Raw genomic sequence first — 17,093 nt, forward strand, 5'->3', positions numbered from 1 at the left:
AGCCAGACCCATGAGAGCGATGGCTCCCAGCAGCGGCTCCCAGGCTCCGCCTCGGAGCAGCAATGAGACCAGGCCCATGAGAGCGATGGCTCCCAGCAGTGGCTCCCAGGCTCCGCCTTGAAAAGGCGTATGGAACCCATATGTGACGAATTTTTTTGGTGCAATTTGAGCAGGGGATCATGCTGCTCGATGACATACATTTTCTACAACGTTCCTCCAGCTCCGCTCCACAAAAGGCGCGGCTAAATACAAGCCTTCTACATGCAGAAGAAACATAAGATAATTCAGTATGCTATAGTATGATTGACGTGAATACGTCGATCAACTTCTAGCAAGGAGCGGTCAGAGGAATGCTTCCACCGGAAGCCCATGAAGAGGCCTGCAAGTTATTTTGCACCTGGCTACGTAGACTGGAAGAAAGGGACAAACAGTGTAATAGAGTCGCGGTAGACAAACCAGCGCAGGAGGCGAGACAACCAAAGCAGCCAGGAGAAGCACAAGCCCCTGGCAAATAACTTGAACACTGAGGGCTTCAAAAGCCGCTGCGAAGAGGCCTGGAAGTCTGTGGAGAGCCAGACACAGAAGCAGCTCGCAATCAGGAAGCTCGATAGCTCGCAGTAATGGGACCACAATCGAACGCCTCTGCGCTAATGCGCAGAGGCGAGCCTCTTTTTAGAGATCGCAGAAAGGACGAGGTGCCGTGCAGTATCCAGAGCAATGGAACAGGGAAAGTCATGAAGAGCTTAGTCCTCACAGCCTTACAAAGAGCAGGAAACGAATGAAGAAACCAAAACCTCCAAAGAGCATTGCCATTCCCCACAGGGGTCATTATCAAGCAATGAACTGGAGTGTCGAACTCCCTCTAGACCATGATTGTCAAATATATCCCCGCGTTAGCACACCAGAGCAGATGCAAAATGTAAGCGCAGAAATGCAAAAAGACAAGGCTTTCGCCCTACGCTGTGGGTGGAGGGAAGATCAGATCATCGTCGACGATAGGGACTTAGGAGTATCCGGTCAGCTCCGAATGGAGGATCGAATAGCATTTAATGAAATGCTACGTCGCATCGCCGGGGGACTCATCAAGGCCGTAGTCGTGTGGAATATCGACCGTCTCTTCAGGAATCGCTGGGGAGACGAGTCAGGGAAATTTATGGAGATCTGCCATACTCATGGCGTGGTAGTCGTCACCCCTGACTTCGTCTATGATTTTCGCATTAGCTGGCACATCGATCGCTTTAAGCGGCGATGTGAAGAGGCATGGAACTATTTAGAATACCATGTATATGGGCGAATGATAGCGGCTAGGGACGAGCGTGCTCGCCGTGGTTACTGGTCCGGTGGCAGCTTGCCCGCTGGCTATATCCTCGACCTTGAGGAGAAACTTAGCAATGGCCAGCCCAATCCTCGATTTTTGCACTACATTCCCTACGAGCCACACGCAGAAGTAGTGCGCTGGATCTTCTGGCGCTTCAGGGAGCTAAATGGCAACCTTAAGGCTCTGATGAGAGAGATCAATACAAAGCCTTATCTATTCCCTGACTTTGGGCCGGACATGCATATGTTCAGAGGGAAACTTCAGCATACGAAAGTCGAGGGTGGCTACACAATTACGACGATCCCAGGTTTGCGCCGTTTGCTTACCAACCGTGCGTATATCGGATACTGGGTATATAAGGGAGAGGTGGTCAGCACAAATAACCACGAAGCAATTGTTGATCCAGCTCTGTTCGCCTATGCATACAACCGTCTATCAGCGATGGAACTTGACGGAACACCTAATCAGCGACTAATAGAGAGAAGGAAGAAGTATGCCAAACGACATGACGCCGAGAGGCCAGCAATTTTAAAGGATATCATCAGGACAGATGACCCAAAGGTAAGCATCTATACCAGGAACACAAAGTACAAGAATAGAATTTTCACCTACTATGGGTTCTGTCCCGAGATGGAGGGGAAGGATAGAAGCCGTGCTATCTGCTGTGTAGATGCGGCTGGCTTGGATATGATTGTCTTGAATAGATTGCGGGAACGCCTCCGCAGCCCGCAAGCAGAGGTCGATTTCCAAGACTTTAGGAAGTTCGAATCGAAAACTACAAGGGAGGCTGAGGAAGAGCTAGGTCTAATCAAGCGAGAGATAGAGTCCACGAAGGCTAATATGGCTAGAATCCTAGAGCAAATTAAGGCCGGGCAGCTTACCAATCCCGATCTAGTCCAGGTCGCCAATGAGAGCTACAACGCGGCAAAGGAGGAGTTGAAACGGCTTGAGCACCGTCAGAAAACCCTTGAGCAAATATGCAAGATGAGAGAGACGAGTGAAACGCTAAAAGACATTGAGCTGCAAATAGAGGCTACGAAGGCTCATATGGCTAGAATCCTGGAACAAATTAAGTCTGGGAGGCTCACTAATCCTGATTTAGCCCAGGCTGCTAACGAGAGTTATACAGCAGCCCAGCAGGAGTTGAAACGGCTTGAGCAGCGCAAAACAGAGACCACACGAATAGCCCAAGAGGATGAAGAGCGACGGACCTATAGAGATCTAATGCGCGAGGTAGATGAAGCATGGGAGGAGATTGTCTTGCCTGAAGAATACCCAAGGCTGGTGTACATGTTCGTCAGATCAGTGACTCTCGGGAGAGTTTCACCTAGCTTCTGCTCTGTCAGGATTGAATGGAAAGATCCAACGTGGGAGGCCGACGAAGGTTTAATCTTCAAAGGCCCCTCGGCTTCTCCCAAGTGGGAGCCAGAAGAGATAGCTATACTGGAAAAGTACTATCCTACGGCGAGCTGGGAGGAGCTAGCGGAATTGCTGCCGCGCAGGAGTCGACAGGCCATGTTCGATTACTACCAGCATAGGAAGATAGAGAACCCGCGGAGGGCACTAGGATTGCCCTTACTGAGGAATGACCCTAACGGAATGCCCTACAATATTTGCCTAGAGGATTGGAAAGTTATGAAAGCGTACGGTATCTCGGTAGAAGCATGGAAGAAGTTTGAAGGTGCCACTTTGATAAGGTGGTCTAATGGGCAGGGATATTATGCTCATAGCGAGTGAACAAGGGATGCCGCCACCCTTCAGAAGCCTTCCGTAGATTCCCCTTGGGCGTGGGACTGACTGACGACAGGGTGATAAAGCCAGCTCTGCAATGGTGGCTGGTGGAGTGGGTGACAGGCGCGCCACCTGCTATAGAAGAGAAACAGGAGCTGTCACCGGCCACCAGTCACTATCACCAATTCAAATGTGACATATGATGGGGTAACAGCGGAAGTCAACCAGGAGAGGCACTAGCACGATCAGGCTGTTTTTCCTAGAAGAGTCGCCTCTTCAGCCCTCGCTGAGCTATACTTCTTTAAAGATTAAGCCTCATTCTCTGCACAGCGTGAGGTTGCCATATGTTTTCTCCAATCGCGATGACGCTGGCCTTGGGGGGGATACTCCTCTTGCTAGGCGGCCTGGGGTGCTGGGCCTTGCGCTACTATCGGCGCTCCAAGCAGGTGAGAGCGGCTCAGAAGCACGCAGCGGCTGCTGGCTGTGAGAAGCAGAGTGTCAGTGTCATCCTGCCCACGCCGGAAGGGGCGCTTGTCTCTCTCCAGAAAGCCGAGTCGTTACCAAGTTTGGTTCTGCCTCCTGTCTGGTACCGTCGCTGGCGTATGTTGGTCTCCCTGGGTCTTCTGCTCATGCTAGGGCTGGCTCTGGCCAGTCAGGGCGGGATTGTACGCGATACCTTCCGCACTCTGACCGCTACATTTAGCTTCTTCTCTGCATCCTCGACAATGGGTTTACAGACAGCGCCTCATCCTCTGCCTGATACGGCCAGCGCGCGCATTGTGCGAGTAGACTCGGCTTCCCGCAGCCAATACTACACCGACTATCAATGGCAGGTCTGGTCTTACTCCTCATGTTCGGGGATTGCCCTGGAAGAGGTAATGAATGCCTATGGCCGTCATCTAATTGCTGCTGACGTGCTGCAGGTTGAGCTGCAGCTTGGCGTCTGGGATGTGCAGCTAGGTCTTCTGAGGGAGGAGGGGATCGCTATGACGGCCAATTATTTCGGCTTCAATGCAAGCCTGAGTCACACGCGCACACTGCAGGATATTATTTCCATTGCTAACGGCGGCACGCCAGTCATTGTCAGTATCCGCGATAGTTACTATTTCCCCGGTGGTCATATCTTTGTCGTCCGCGGCGGTGATAGCCAGTATGTCTACACCGTAGACTCCTCGCCAGCCAACTTCACACGCATGACCTACGCCATGTTCACCGCCATGTGGCGAGCTAACAACGATTTCAGTGCCGTTGTCACACCCCGCTAGCTACGCTCACTGACAGCGTGGAGCCGCTGGCTAGTGGACGGGTTGCGCTGCGGCCTATGCACGCCCGGCGTTCTCTCCTGGCCGATGCAGCTCTAAACAGAGGTGGGCGCTGAAGACCGACAGTGGCAACGAAGAATGAAGGCTGGCTGAGGCGTCTGACTACTCTCCTAAGCAGAAGCCTCTAATGAGCAAGTGACTCAAACAAGTGACTCAAAAAAGAAAGCGAGAGAGAAGCTAGTAACGCGGTCTCACTCCTGAGCTCATAGGCGAGCACGTTTCTTCTCTCTCGCTTGACTTTGCATACTGGCAGCCGCCAGCCAGTATGCTACTGTCTCGCCGATTGGCCTGTCTGGTGGTGGTCCACCCCGGTTAAGCGCCTGGCCTAGAGAGCCGGCGGCTAGCATGACAGGGCTAATAGATTAGCACCGGTGTGTACAGGCTGACGAAGTTATAGAGCCAGGCGGCGTTATCAGTAGACATATTGACACAGCCATGTGTACCTTGACCAGCGAAAGGATCACCTGTTGGGTCCTGGTGAGGGAAGTTGGTCCCTGGGCCGAAGTCGGCGCGCCACCAGGCATCGTGTAGAAAGTAGCCATTGCTGTGGTACTGCATAGCGTAGTTAATTGGGGTATCGGGATACCAGTAAGGTGAGCCTTTCGGCTCAGAGGACTTAAAGACCGTCGGATGCTGCTTACCTTCAATCCACCAGGTGCCTGGAGGAGTCGGCAGGTCAGGCTGGCCGGTGGTTACCAGAAAGGCTTTCACCAGCTTGCCATGATCATAGGCCCGTAGAGCCTGCTCGCTGAGTGAGACCACTACCACACGCTCATCCATATAGCCATAGTGGCGCATCAATTCCAGATCGGTTTTATGTGGTTGGTTGTAGGGGGTCTTGTCGCTGAAGTTAGCCTTCATGGCCTCAAAGTTTGTCAGCCACATCTGCAGGTCCTCGACCACCTGCTGATAGTCAGCCAGGGTTTGGGCTTGGCTCAGCTCTTCACCAAGCCAGTCACTGCCGCCAATGCCCTGGGGACCATATTCATAGCCCAGTGGGTAGGTCTGATTATTGTAGCTATCATGATAGGTATGCTCTTTTCCCCAAGCACTTACCTCCTGAGCTAGCTGCTGCTGAAGATGAGTACTTTCAGCCTTCATCGCTGGGATCTGGACGGCGTTAATATGCTCCTTGAGCGTTGTCAAAGCCCGACTGTAGGCACTGGCTGTTTGTGCCTGTTGCAGAGCCTGTTGATCGCGCTGGTATTGTTGCTGATAGGTGGTCACGTCGCCACCGTTCTGCTGCATCAGCGTAATCCACTGCTGAAAAGTTGCCAGGGCCATCTTCCCTTCATTCTGGAGCGTTGGAGAGATGGCTGGGGTGGGTACAGTCTTGGGTCCACTAGCCAGCGAGCTAGAGCTGTTGGAACCGCAGGCGCTCAGGAGCAGGGCAACCAGCGCCAGCATGATCAACGGCAACCTCCTCCCGACTGGTCGCCTATGGGATCGGAGCCAAAGAGCCTGGACCTGTATGGCTGCCTGTTTCATTGCCCTTCCTCGTTTTTACTGTCTACCTGTATGATCACTCTTCTGCCATCCTGAGAAAGGGAGCAGCGGCGAGCGCTCTCAGAAAAGTTGAGCTAGAGCGAGCCGCGAAGATAGCCTTCTCTCTACTCCCTTTCATCATACTCCTATTGAGGAAAACGCGGGGTAAGGCTGCTTCATTTCAGGGAGATAATTTTGATCCTCTGGCAGGGAAGGAAAGGAGTCTGAATAGCTCTTCCCAAGCAAGAAGCCCTGTAAGAGCGGTATGGGCCTTCCTGGTGGAGAAAAATAGTGTCTGAGGAAGGGGACTAGTACTTTCTTCTTGACAATTTTACTTTTCACTAGACGGCGGGGGTAGAATAGTACCGTTGGGCGGGGGAAAGAGCGTGGGCTGACCTCGCGCCGCTGTTCACAGGCGGCCCTTGTCCGAGGGCAGGACTGGCTATCGTGAGGTTTGAAGAGAGGAGACTAACAACCCTGTAGAGCCGGAAGGAGGAGGGGAGTTCCTCTCACCGAGAGGACTACCGTAAGCTGGATGGAGACAATACGTGTGCTGATTGTTGAAGAACAGCCGTTGCTGCGCGTTGGTATTCATGCTACTCTGGAGCGCATGGAAGATTGTGAGATCGTTGGTGAAACCACTGATCCCGCTGAGATTTTGGAGATCGCCAGCGATGGCCGGCTAGATGTCGCCTTGATTGATACCGGCCTAACCTGTGCAGATCCGCTGGAGATTGCGCGTCAGATGCGCCGGGTCGCGCCGCAGGTTGCCATGATTATGCTCACGCCTGCCGAGAACGAAGAAGACCTTTTCCAGTCGATCAAGGTAGGGGCTGCAGCCTACTATACGCGTGATATTGGACTAGAGGAGCTCAGAGATGCGGTGCGCAAGGTTAGCCGCGGCGAGTATCTGATGAACGACGATGTGCTCTCTCGACCGCAAATTGCCTCACGCGTCCTGGCCTCTTTCCGTGCCCTTAATGAGGAGGGGGAGGAGGAGGCGGACAACGTCCAGAAGGAGCCGTCGCCGCTCTCCAGCCGCGAAATCGAAATTCTTGATCATATTGCCCGTGGGCGTAGCAACAAAGAGATCGCCAAAGTCCTTAAAATCAGTGATCAGACCGTCAAGAATCATATTACATCGATCCTCAAGAAGCTAGCTGTCAATGACCGTACTGCAGCGGTTGTCTATGCACTCAAGCATGGCTGGATCACTATTGAGAAGGAGCAATAAGGTCCAGCCATGCTTGAGTGCTCTAGCTAGAAGGAGTCACCTGGCTATGGCGCCCAGTTTATCATACCAGGCCCCGTAGGGCCTGAGGTTTTGTCGTCTTTGAGCGCTATGATCCGCATGAGTGCCTGTGGATGCTGACATGCTTGCTTATCCAGCCCACTGCCCGATGAGAAACTGGAGTGCAGTGAAAGTAAGTAGTCCCCCTGAGATAATCAGGTAATGGAGACGGAAACCTTCACTGCTGCCAAGGCGGGCAAGTACCAGGAAAGCCGGAAAAAGGACGAGGGCATAGCGCGGCATAGACATGGTAGGATAGCGCCCCTGAGCAGGGACGAGCAAGAAGAAAATGAAAGAAGTCAAAGTATAGAGAGTATAAGTAGCTGCGGAGGCCCCCTGAAAACGCCAAGGCCCGACAAGATGCAATATCACTAGAGCGAGCACAACAGTCAGCAGCGCAAGATCAATAGCGCGGTGAATAGTAATGAAGTCGAGATGACTGGCATCTTGGATAAGGGCAGCAGCGGTCGCGCTAAAGGCGAACCAGGGTGGCTGAATACTGCGCTGCCAGAGGGATTCAGCATGAGAGAAGGCTAGTGGATCATGGAAGCGCAAGCCACAGTAGCCGGCGAAGAGAGCAAGGCCGCCCGGAATACCCAGGATACTCAGGGCATCAAGATGAAACTCGCGCAGGCGAAAATGGTGCTGGCGCAGGTACTCATAGGCGAAGGGAATAAGCAAAGGAAGGGCTGTAACGCGTGTCAGGCTGGACAGGCCTCCCCAGAGTGCGGCCTGCCACCAGTACCCTCGTCGTAGAGCATAGAAGCAGAGAAGAGATAGCAGCATAAAGAGCGATTCACTGTAAGCTGCCGCCAAGAAGAAGGCCATCGGAAAGGTAGCATAGTAGAGCACAGTACGGCTGGCCAGTTCATCGCCGAAATCTTCGGCGATGATCCGGTAGAGAAGTACCAGAACGCCAAAGCCGGTCAGATTGGAGACAACCAGGCCTGCCAGGACAGGATTATCTGCCAGGTAATTGACCAGGCGAATGAGCAAAGGATAAAGAGGGTAAAAGGCGGTGCGCCACCAATTGCTATAGCCATGAAGGGCTATGGTAATGAAATGGCTGGTATCCCAGTGATTCCAGCTCTTGATCAGAGCCTGTAAGACAGGGCCTGTGGAGCTGCTGCTATCCCCTGGGAAGAGGAAAGCGATATAGCTGAGAAGAAAATAGAGCGTGTGAGTCGCGGTATAGACTGGTAGGGCCTGGTGACAGGCCCTTAGCCAGGGTGAGCCTATGGAGGCAGAGGAGATTGCCTCCACTCCGGGCCCGTCTGTCGCGGCCTTGCCGCTGTGGTCTTGCTCAGCCATCCTGTCTGCGCCCACTGGTTGACCCTGGACCGGCCCCTGGCGAGTGGCGCTTTGATACGGAGGCAGTGCGGTCTCTTCCTCCTTACTCATCTCAGTAGAGAGTGAAGTGACGGGAAGGCGTGAATGACCTTGCTCTCCCACCGATGTCGACGCCTCAGTTTGAGCAAGAGGTAGGCGTAACCGATGACGGTTTGGGCGACGAGTATAGAGCAATCGTAGCATTTGTATCCTCTCAGATCAGCAGCTTCTAAACTGGCAGGCGCTCTGGACGGCGCGACTGGCTGCTCAGCCTCTGGTCCCAGCCAGTCGCCCAGTGTGCTTTGACAATACAGTCGGCGGCATCTCCATGCCTGCCGACGAGCGAGTGCTTCTACTCTTCTAACGGCTCAGTTTGTACAAGCATAACGCGCAGACCCCCTTTGAGGCATCTCTCCACATCAGGGTAATATGTTCTAATATTTGCATGGGATATTGTTGTTCAATGGGAGCTATGCTATCATAGAAGAGCCATCACGAAACAGCTCTTCCTCTTGAAATTGAGACGTAGATCAGACGCTTCTTCTAAGAATGTTTCCTAATGATATTTCAGGTACACTATGGGAAGGGAGGACACTTGCAAACCTGGCAAGAACTGCTGAGTCAGCTTATTGAAGACATTCAACTAGAGAGGCGGCTTGCGCAAGAGATGGGGGTACAACCGATTACTCTAAGGCGTTGGGCAAAGGGGGTGGTACAACCGCGGGAGGATAACATAAGGCGTTTGCTGAAGGCGGTGCCACGTGAAGTCTATCCCGAGCTGCTGCGCCTCCTGGCCAAAGACTTTCCCAAGCTACTAGAACAGCCCACTGAAGCATCGACCTCGGCGGCACTGCTAGCGCCGCCGATCGAGGTCTATGTGAGGGCGCTGAGCATGTATACGACAACACCTCCTTCTCTGTATCCAGAGGCACTCTATGATCTCCTGTTACAGCAGATGCTGAGGCAGCTTGATCCTGAATGCCGTGGCCTGGCTGTAACAGTCGCGCGCTGTATGCCTCCGCCGGCCCCCGGGCAGAAGGTACGCAGCTTACGTGAGATTGTCGGACGCGGCAATCCACCCTGGCCACGCGACCTGAGTCAACAGACGATTTTCCTGGGGGCTGAATCGCTAGCGGGGGCTGCCGTCACCCACTGCCGCCTCGTGGCTATTCCTAGCCGTGATGAAGAGTATAATCTCTTCCCTGCTCACTGGGTTGAGCATGAACAGAGCGCTGTGGCCTGTCCTATCCTCTGTCAGACGCGCATTGGTGGCTGCCTGATCGTCTCTAGTGCGCTGCCTCATGCTTTTAGCCAGGCCCAGCAGTCTTTGATTGAGCGTTATGCCCAATTGATGTCTCTGACTTTTACTCCCGATGCTTTCTACAGTCACAGCGAGGTCGAGCTGCGCCTGATGCCTCTCTATACTGAACAGTTGCCGTATCTTCGAAATTTTAGAAGATATGTCAATCGTAAGGTAGAAGAAGCCAGCATGGCTGGTCACTCATTATCGCTATCTGAGGCACAGGAAGCCGCCTGGCGCGAGATCGAGGAGCAGTTACTGCAGTTGCCCCTACGGCAGTCAGGCGAGGGAGCAGAAAGCTGCTGAAAGACTGTCTGGCCTGAACCTTCCCGGATTCCAGTATGTGCTCTGGTTGGGCGGCATTGCCGGCGCCGCACCAGAGCACATGCTTTCGCTCCCCTGTGAGGGTGCGCTGTCAATGCGATGTGAAGGCTGGGGGAAGGCCCCTTGTCGCTGCGCTGAGAAAACGGCGTGAAGACGGCTCGAGTCAATTACCACCAGCGGCGGTAGTCATTTTCGCGCGAGTAGGGATGATAAGGATAAGACGGATAGCTGATGGGAGCTGGTGGCTTCAGCCAGGGGCGTAAGAGCAAAGTGATAATCAGGCCTGTCAGGAAACCGCCCACGTGAGCGAGATACGCGACGCCACCCAGGCCCTGTTGTACCTGAGCCAGCGAAGCCACGCCGTCGAAGAGCTGAAGAAGAAACCAAAGACCAATGAGGATAATCGCTGGTACGGTGACAATAGTGAAGAAAAAGAAGATGAAAATGACCGTACGCACGCCTGCCAGTGGGAAGAGCACCAGGTAGGCAGCTAGGACGCCCGCGATAGCCCCGCTGGCTCCAATGCTGGGGATAGTGGACTCAGGAAAAGCCGCGGCCTGCACGACGCCGGCCACAATGCCGCAGAGTAGATAGAAGCAGAGGTAAGGAAAATGTCCCATGCGGTCCTCCACGTTATCCCCGAACACATAGAGGAAGAGCATATTACCACCGATGTGTAGCCAGCCAGCGTGGAGAAACTGGGAGGTAAGCAGTGTAAAGTAGACCGGCTCGGGGGTTTGAAAAGGAAGATGGGCCTGTACCAGTGCGGTCTGTGGAACGCCGTGCAATAAGGCCACGGGCACTACACCGTAAGCAAAGATCAACTCGTCGGCACGGCTCCCCAGGGAAAGCTCATAGAGAAACACCAGCACATTAGCCAGAATCAGGCCCCATGTCATCCAGGGGACGTGGCGGCGTGGCCCTGGGAAGTCCTGGAAGGGTATCACCTGCAGCCTCCTCCTTTAGCCTGTAGGTTATACTATGCTTCAATACGATTCAGGTGCTGTCAACGCTTCAGGAAACTCGGGAATGTCCCGGAGAATGGTCGCTCTTGAAGACAAGCAAGGCAGCCAGCTACAAATCTAACTGACAAGAGAGCATGTGCCAGCCTGACTTGCTGCAGCGCTGTGCAGGCGTGCTCAGCTCAGGCCAGAGATGACCAGCGATGTAGCACTTCTAAGGTGTCCTCTACCAGTTGCTCCAATGGCGCGAGCGGTACATATTCGTCGGGTGTGTGCTCGTTGACTACGCCTGTGGAAATTGTAAAGGCGCGAACACGCGGGCGCAGCGCGCTTGCATCACTGCCGATAAAGGTTGGGCGCGGTTGAAGATGTTCGCCGCGGTCAGCAAGTACCTGGCGATAGAGGCTTAGCAGCGGCTCTTGCTCATCAACCATGTAAGCGCTGCAATGAGAGACAAAGTGTATCTTTGCCTGTCCACCGGCTTGTCGCGCTGCCTCTGTAAAGGCTGCACGGATACGCTCACGGTAGTGCTCTATCTGCTCATTCCCCTCAAAGCTGCGCAGCTCTCCTTGTAGCAGGACGCGGTCAGGCACGGCATTGCGTGCGCTTCCTCCCTCGATATGCCCGATCAGAATGCGTGTCTGATCATTGGCGAGCGAGCCGTGGGGGTAGGCTGCCTGGCGGAAAATCTCCAGAGCATTGACGGTCTGGGTCAAATCCTTGCCGGGATGGCCAGTCCGGCCTATGATCTCCACATCAAAAGCCTCATAATGGGCGCCACGCGAGACAACCACACCCGCCTCAAAGGCGTTATCGAAGACTATGCCATCGGTTACCTGCCAGGGAGTCGGGTCGAAAGCGCGGGCGCCTTGTAGGCCGCTCTCCTCCTGAACCGTGAAGAGGGCCACGATCGGAGGATGTGCAAGGGAATGCTCCTGGAGCCGTCTGAGGATTTCCAGGATAATAGCTAGACCAGCAGCGTCGTCGGCCCCAAGGTTGGAGCTTCCATCGCTATAGAGCACCCCATCGCGCAGAATAGGACGCTGTCCCCGCCCTGGTGGCACACGGTCCATGTGAGCATTCAGAAGCACAGGGCGACCCTGGCCGGGTAAGAGAGCTATCAGGTTCCCAGCAGTATCAAGGCTCGTCGTTAATCCCTGGGCTTGTAAGGTTGTCTCAAGATACTGCCGAACGTGCTCTTCATGGCCAGACGTTGAGGGCAAAGCTAGGAGATCAACCAGGCTGGCATGGAGTCGACTTACGCTCATCAGGGCGGTACTCTTTCCTTCTTCTCTCTCGTTGTCTTTGGTCCTAGAGCCTGCCCTCTCATTATAGCTAGATTCTCCAAACCAGGGAAGAGTGAAGCTGGATGGCTGGCTTCTGTTTGCCCTGAGAGGCGCACCGGACCAGAGATTCCCATTTGCTATCTTCTATTGGTTCAGTTATAATGCCCGATGAGAGGAAACAGTCGCTGCGTCCCATTTTGCTTGAAGTGGGCGACGGAGAAATGGGCGGGAGCTGGAGCATCCTCCAGGGGGAAGCTTCCTGGACTAGAGGAGAAAGGGCAGTCAAGGGCCTGTTCTGGCTGCTGTATCTTTAGCTGTTCGCCTATACAACGCTGCTCATCATGCTCTATGCTCGCTCAAGCCGTGCTAGCTCTAGCTAGAAGGGGATCTGTGCATGACTCCTGGTGCTGCTGATCTTGTAGGGAGGCCGACCGAGCTGTTTTACTGGGTACGCGGTGAGATGGTGGTAGTGGTGCAATTACCCAGAAGGCCTGCTGAAGATGCCTTAGAACTGCTGGCGGAGCAAGTACGGAGCCAGCTCAATGCTCTTCTGGAGCCCCATCATCTAATGCTGGAACCGTATGGGAGTGGAGGACGCTGGCAAGAGGGAGAGAGGCCGCCTCGACCTCCAATTCGCAAGCGAGCCTTTCTCTTTGGCTATCATCGCCAGCAACCGCTTGTTGCAATTTTCTACCAGGTACGCCATTTAGAGCAAGCACTTGTTGACCCTATGCCTCTGGCCCTGGCCTATTTGCAAGTGCACCTTGAGGAGCTGGCAGAGCGAGGGCTTCGCCTTGTGTCTATTATGCCGAACTGGCTGGTCACCGCCGCCCCTTTTTATTACAGCGTGGGAGGACCAGCTCTGCCGCCGCGGCCTGCACCGCGGCTAGAGCTGCCAGCGATTGGCGCCAGTGAGCCGCCGCTGGGCTGGCATATTTCCTTTCTTGATCAAGGCCTTTTGCTTGATCCTGAAGGGGCGAATGAGGTGCTGGTGGCCGTACTTGACACTGCGGTTGAGGCTGAGCGTCTTCTCAAGGCGGCTGAGCGTCCCGAGTTCCGGCGCAACTGGCTGCTTCAGCGGCTAGCGGCTGACTTGAGCAATGACAGCGGGTTATTCCAAATCGAATATGACCGCTATCCTCTCTGGGAGGCTATTCGTACCGGGCGCGATCGTTATGGCGAAGCTTTGTACTATCCTATGCCTGATCATGGTCTCTTTGTGGCCGGCCTGATCCGCGACATTGCTCCCCAGGCGCGCATTCGACTCATTCGCGTTCTCAATGACTATGGAGGCGGCGATCTCTATGGGCTGTTTGCTGCTCTGACGGGATTAGAAAAGGAGCTCTTTACTGGAACTGTTCGGCGCCTGGTCGTCAATTTGAGTCTGACGACGCTGCCTGATGCCCGTCGTCTGCCATATATCTGGTTTGATGATCGTCGTTGGCCGAGTCGGGGGCTGGCTAGCGCTATGAGCGCGCTCTCCCTACTGGAAGAGGGATTGCGCCTCCTCTTTGAGAGTTTGTATGCTCAAGGTGCCTTATTAGTTGCAGCGGCAGGAAACGATTCATGGCTGGAGAGTCGGCAGGGGAAGAGGCGGCGACCTCCTCGGGCTCCGGCCCGCTATGCAACAGTGGTCAGTGTGACTTCGGTTAACAGCCGCTTCGAGCCGTCGCAGTTTGCGAATGCCGCCGCGATGCCGCCGGTGAATGGTGGGGTGGCTACTTTTGGCGGCGATGTCGAGGGCGTGAAAGATAGTAACGATCTGCCTGATGCGGTCAGGGGAGTCTATATCTCTCCCTCCTTCCCTAACGGTGAGCCGAACACGACTGGCTGGGCGGATTGGTCTGGCTCCTCTTTCGCCGCTCCTATCGTCAGTGGTCTAGCTGCCCATTTACTGGCGCAAGGTTGGTCGGCGTCCAATACAATGCTGCGGATGACATCCAGTGGCGAGCGGCATGGCGGCCTGCTCTATGGCTCCCCGCCAGAGGTGCCCATCTTGCTGGCTAATCTGATTCGTGCTCAGCAGCGCTTCGGTCTCTAGTTCCCTTCTGGCTAGCTGGCTTCTGATCTGCAGCAGCTCCTTGGCTCACTAGTGCTTGCGCGCCATAGCGGAAAGTCGGCTGAGTCCGCCAGAAGCAGCAGGGTGTTTGGTCTAAGGCAGCCTCCTCTCTGGGGAGGAAGCCAAGTTATTGCTTTTCCCTTGACGCTGGTTGCCTCGTGGGATATAATAAAACGCAACTGGGAGCGTAAATTGCCTTCTTGTGAAAACCCTCCACGTATCTGTCTGATCCGTGGAACCCGTGTTGGTGGGCTTGAGGTGAGCAAGCAGGTTCAATCTTTGGGAGAGAGATACTTATGATCGAGCAGATCCAGCAGCAGAAGAACGAAAGCAGCGTTGTGACGCTGACACCCCTGGCGGCGGAGAAAATTCGCGAGCTGCTACAGCAGGAAAACGATCCTAATCTGGGACTGCGTATCTTCGTTGCCAGTGGTGGCTGCTCCGGCCTCCAGTACGGTATGACGCTGGATGAGGAGCAGGAAGGCGATACGGTCATTTCTCAGGGCGATTTCAAGGTTCTCATCGATGAGATGAGCCTAGACTATGTTAATGGCAGCGAGATCGACTACGTTGATAGCCTGATGGGCGCCGGCTTCACGGTCAACAACCCGAATGCCGTGACGACCTGTAGCTGTGGCCATTCCTTTAGAACGGCCAGCGGCGGCGGCGAACCTCGTGGCTGCGCTTGCAGTCGCTAGTCGTGCCTGCCCTTAGCGCTACCTTACTGAATGTTAGAGTAGCGCTTTCTTTTTCTTTGTTGCCTGCTAATAGCTCTTCGCATGTATCGATGGACCTAGTGACAGGGGGACTTCACCCAGCGTAATTAATGGTGAGGTCCCCCTGTCGCCTGTTCCTATGGGCAAAACGGGTCTGGCTTACTTTCGAGTTGTCATGCCTTGGCCTTGACTGCCTGGGTTATCTAAGGAGTGTGCATGAGCCGACATTTTGCTTATCGTCTTCCTCCTTTTGCTCTCGTGCGCCGTCAGTTTCACACTCCCCCAAGGAAGCGGCACGCTTTCTCTCCTTGCTATTGGCCCCTTCGTCCGCAGCTCCCCCGTGCTGCCTTTAGGCGTGGTTCAGTACCTCAGCCCGATCTGCCCTTTTCACCCTTTGTGCATTCTCTTCCCTTACCTCTACTCCCTTATTTTGTCGGTGATCAGGTACAGCGTCAGTCAATCTCGTGGCCATTCCTGACCAATGAAAAAGGTTGAGGCTTGCGCATGGGCCACCTCTGCGCAGACCCCAACCGTGATCCCAGATCTTTTCTCCCAGACGCTGATTGCCAGTGAGCAGGGTCGCCTGCGGGCGATCTGCTCCCTGGCTAATCTCTGGGTTTTGTCTACGCCACCTCTGGTATGGCCTGACACCTCCATTATAGTAATTGCTGGAAAGCTCTACAAGAAGATAGGACTCATGGTACGGTCCTCTCTTCTCTTGAGAAATGTCTCTTACACAAGATCCGGGGTTCCAGATATGATCAGTTCATGCATTTAATGATCTTTGTTGTCTGTGTTATTGTTATCTTCATTCGGCTGGGAGGGAGCTTCCTTATCCAGCCTCTCGAGGCAGCGCTTGAGTTCTATGGCGAAGGCCTCAAGATAAGTGGTGCGGCTTGTGATATGGGTGCCAGGCAATTCTCTCGTCTCGACAAGCCCGCGGCCTTCTTGCTGGTGGCGTCGGGCGAAGTATTCCCAAGGTTTGCGGCGCCATTTTCCATCCTCGGCGGCCCAGAAAAAGATGAGATTTCCATAGTAGGGTCCTGAACGATAGCTGGTAAGTATCCAGCTACAGATACTTGTCCAGCGCTGGTGGTTCTCATCTGGCGTTGCTGGTCCAGACTCCTCAGTGTTGCGCTGCTGCTTTTGCTGGCGCAGCCGGGCGAGTCTATAGCGCCAGAGACTATAGCGATAGCGCCATTTACGGAAGCATTCTATCTGGCGTAACTCATCCCAGCCCAGCAAAGTACCCAGGACTCTGATAAAGGTGCAGGTTACCCGTGCTAGGCTCCAGCCTTGTTCTGGAGCGGTAGGATCGATCAACACCAGTAGCTCGACCTTCTCTCCTCTGGCCTGTAGCTGGCGAGCCATTTCGTAGGCTACCAAGCCGCCGTTGCACCAGCCAGCTAGACGGTAAGGTCCATGAGGCTGAATCTGCCGAATGGCCTCAATATGGGCGGCGGCCATAGCTTCGAAGCTCGGAGGGGGTGTTCCCTCAGCGAAGCGATAGGGTTCAACAGCGTAGAAAGGCTGATCGTCTCCCAGATGCTTCGCCAGCTCGAGGCAATAGAAGGCTCCACCGGTCCAATCGCCGTGGAGGTAGAAGAACGGTCGTTTCTTCCCCTCACGGCGCACGGCAATGACAGGTGTGCGAGAATGTTCCTGCTCCTCCTCAATCGCCCTGGCCAGTCTTTCTATTGTTGGCTCCTCGAAGAACAAGGAGAGAGGCAGCTGCTTCCCAAACTGCTCCTCGATGCGTGCAAAGAGGCGAGCGGCGAGCAGAGAGTGGCCTCCCAGCTCAAAGAAGTCGTCGCGGATGCCGATCGGCTGAACGTTGAGCAGCTCTTCCCAGAGCTGCGTGAGCTGCTGCTCTAGGAGATTGCGTGGAGCGGCTTTCGGTTTCTGCGCATCGTTGCTCGTGGGGATAGGCAATGAGGCCAGGGCGAGGCGGTCGACTTTGCCGGTGGGGG

The 17,093-nt window shown here is 54.5% G+C and carries 12 protein-coding genes; 7 read left to right on the plus strand and 5 right to left on the minus strand.

Translation table 11 applies throughout. The features are described 5' to 3' along the window. Positions 1-778: 778 nt before the first annotated feature. Positions 779-3,055, plus strand: a complete 2,277-nt coding sequence (locus IRZ24_RS06480) for a recombinase family protein (RefSeq protein ID WP_297161374.1) — start codon at positions 779-781, stop codon at positions 3,053-3,055. Positions 3,056-3,393: 338 nt separating this feature from the next. Then, complete coding sequence (locus tag IRZ24_RS06485) at positions 3,394-4,314, plus strand: hypothetical protein (protein ID WP_297161377.1); 921 nt, start codon at positions 3,394-3,396, stop codon at positions 4,312-4,314. A 411-nt stretch (positions 4,315-4,725) separates the two neighbouring features. Here the strand turns inward: IRZ24_RS06485 and IRZ24_RS06490 are convergent, their stop codons facing one another. After that, positions 4,726-5,778, minus strand: a complete 1,053-nt coding sequence (locus tag IRZ24_RS06490; RefSeq protein WP_297161380.1) for a L,D-transpeptidase — start codon at positions 5,776-5,778, stop codon at positions 4,726-4,728. A gap of 613 nt (positions 5,779-6,391) precedes the next feature. Here IRZ24_RS06490 and IRZ24_RS06495 point away from each other — a divergent pair. Continuing rightward, positions 6,392-7,090, plus strand: coding sequence for a response regulator transcription factor (locus IRZ24_RS06495; protein WP_297161381.1), 699 nt, complete (start codon positions 6,392-6,394; stop codon positions 7,088-7,090). Positions 7,091-7,237: 147 nt separating this feature from the next. On the opposite strand, the gene IRZ24_RS06500 is transcribed toward IRZ24_RS06495, so the two are convergent. Further along, positions 7,238-8,458: a mannosyltransferase family protein gene (locus IRZ24_RS06500; RefSeq protein WP_297161384.1), complete on the minus strand. Its 1,221-nt coding sequence runs from the start codon at positions 8,456-8,458 to the stop codon at positions 7,238-7,240. Between the two features lie 613 nt (positions 8,459-9,071). Here IRZ24_RS06500 and IRZ24_RS06505 point away from each other — a divergent pair. Beyond that, positions 9,072-10,082, plus strand: coding sequence for a GAF domain-containing protein (locus IRZ24_RS06505; protein WP_297161387.1), 1,011 nt, complete (start codon positions 9,072-9,074; stop codon positions 10,080-10,082). A gap of 185 nt (positions 10,083-10,267) precedes the next feature. Here IRZ24_RS06505 and IRZ24_RS06510 read toward each other — a convergent pair whose 3' ends face one another. Both IRZ24_RS06510 and IRZ24_RS06515 read right to left on the minus strand, forming a co-directional pair. Continuing rightward, positions 10,268-11,047, minus strand: coding sequence for a rhomboid family intramembrane serine protease (locus IRZ24_RS06510; protein WP_297161390.1), 780 nt, complete (start codon positions 11,045-11,047; stop codon positions 10,268-10,270). Positions 11,048-11,244: 197 nt separating this feature from the next. Continuing rightward, positions 11,245-12,330, minus strand: a complete 1,086-nt coding sequence (locus IRZ24_RS06515) for a M20/M25/M40 family metallo-hydrolase (RefSeq protein ID WP_297161393.1) — start codon at positions 12,328-12,330, stop codon at positions 11,245-11,247. Between the two features lie 412 nt (positions 12,331-12,742). On the opposite strand from IRZ24_RS06515, the gene IRZ24_RS06520 reads away from it, so the two are divergent. From IRZ24_RS06520 to IRZ24_RS06530, 3 genes are all read left to right on the plus strand, one after another. After that, positions 12,743-14,389: a S8/S53 family peptidase gene (locus IRZ24_RS06520; protein WP_297161395.1), complete on the plus strand. Its 1,647-nt coding sequence runs from the start codon at positions 12,743-12,745 to the stop codon at positions 14,387-14,389. A gap of 314 nt (positions 14,390-14,703) precedes the next feature. Beyond that, a complete protein-coding gene (gene erpA, locus IRZ24_RS06525; RefSeq protein WP_297161398.1) occupies positions 14,704-15,105 on the plus strand; it encodes an iron-sulfur cluster insertion protein ErpA in 402 nt (133 codons plus the stop codon). Positions 15,106-15,339: 234 nt separating this feature from the next. Further along, positions 15,340-15,618 carry a hypothetical protein gene (locus tag IRZ24_RS06530; RefSeq protein WP_297161401.1) on the plus strand — a complete coding sequence of 93 codons (279 nt, stop codon included), beginning with the start codon at positions 15,340-15,342 and terminating at the stop codon, positions 15,616-15,618. A gap of 279 nt (positions 15,619-15,897) precedes the next feature. Here the strand turns inward: IRZ24_RS06530 and IRZ24_RS06535 are convergent. After that, a partial coding sequence (locus IRZ24_RS06535) for an alpha/beta fold hydrolase (protein WP_297161404.1) occupies positions 15,898-17,093 on the minus strand: 1,196 nt, incomplete at its 5' end.

The organism is Thermogemmatispora sp., from assembly GCF_019683755.1.
Lineage (GTDB): Bacteria > Chloroflexota > Ktedonobacteria > Ktedonobacterales > Ktedonobacteraceae > Thermogemmatispora.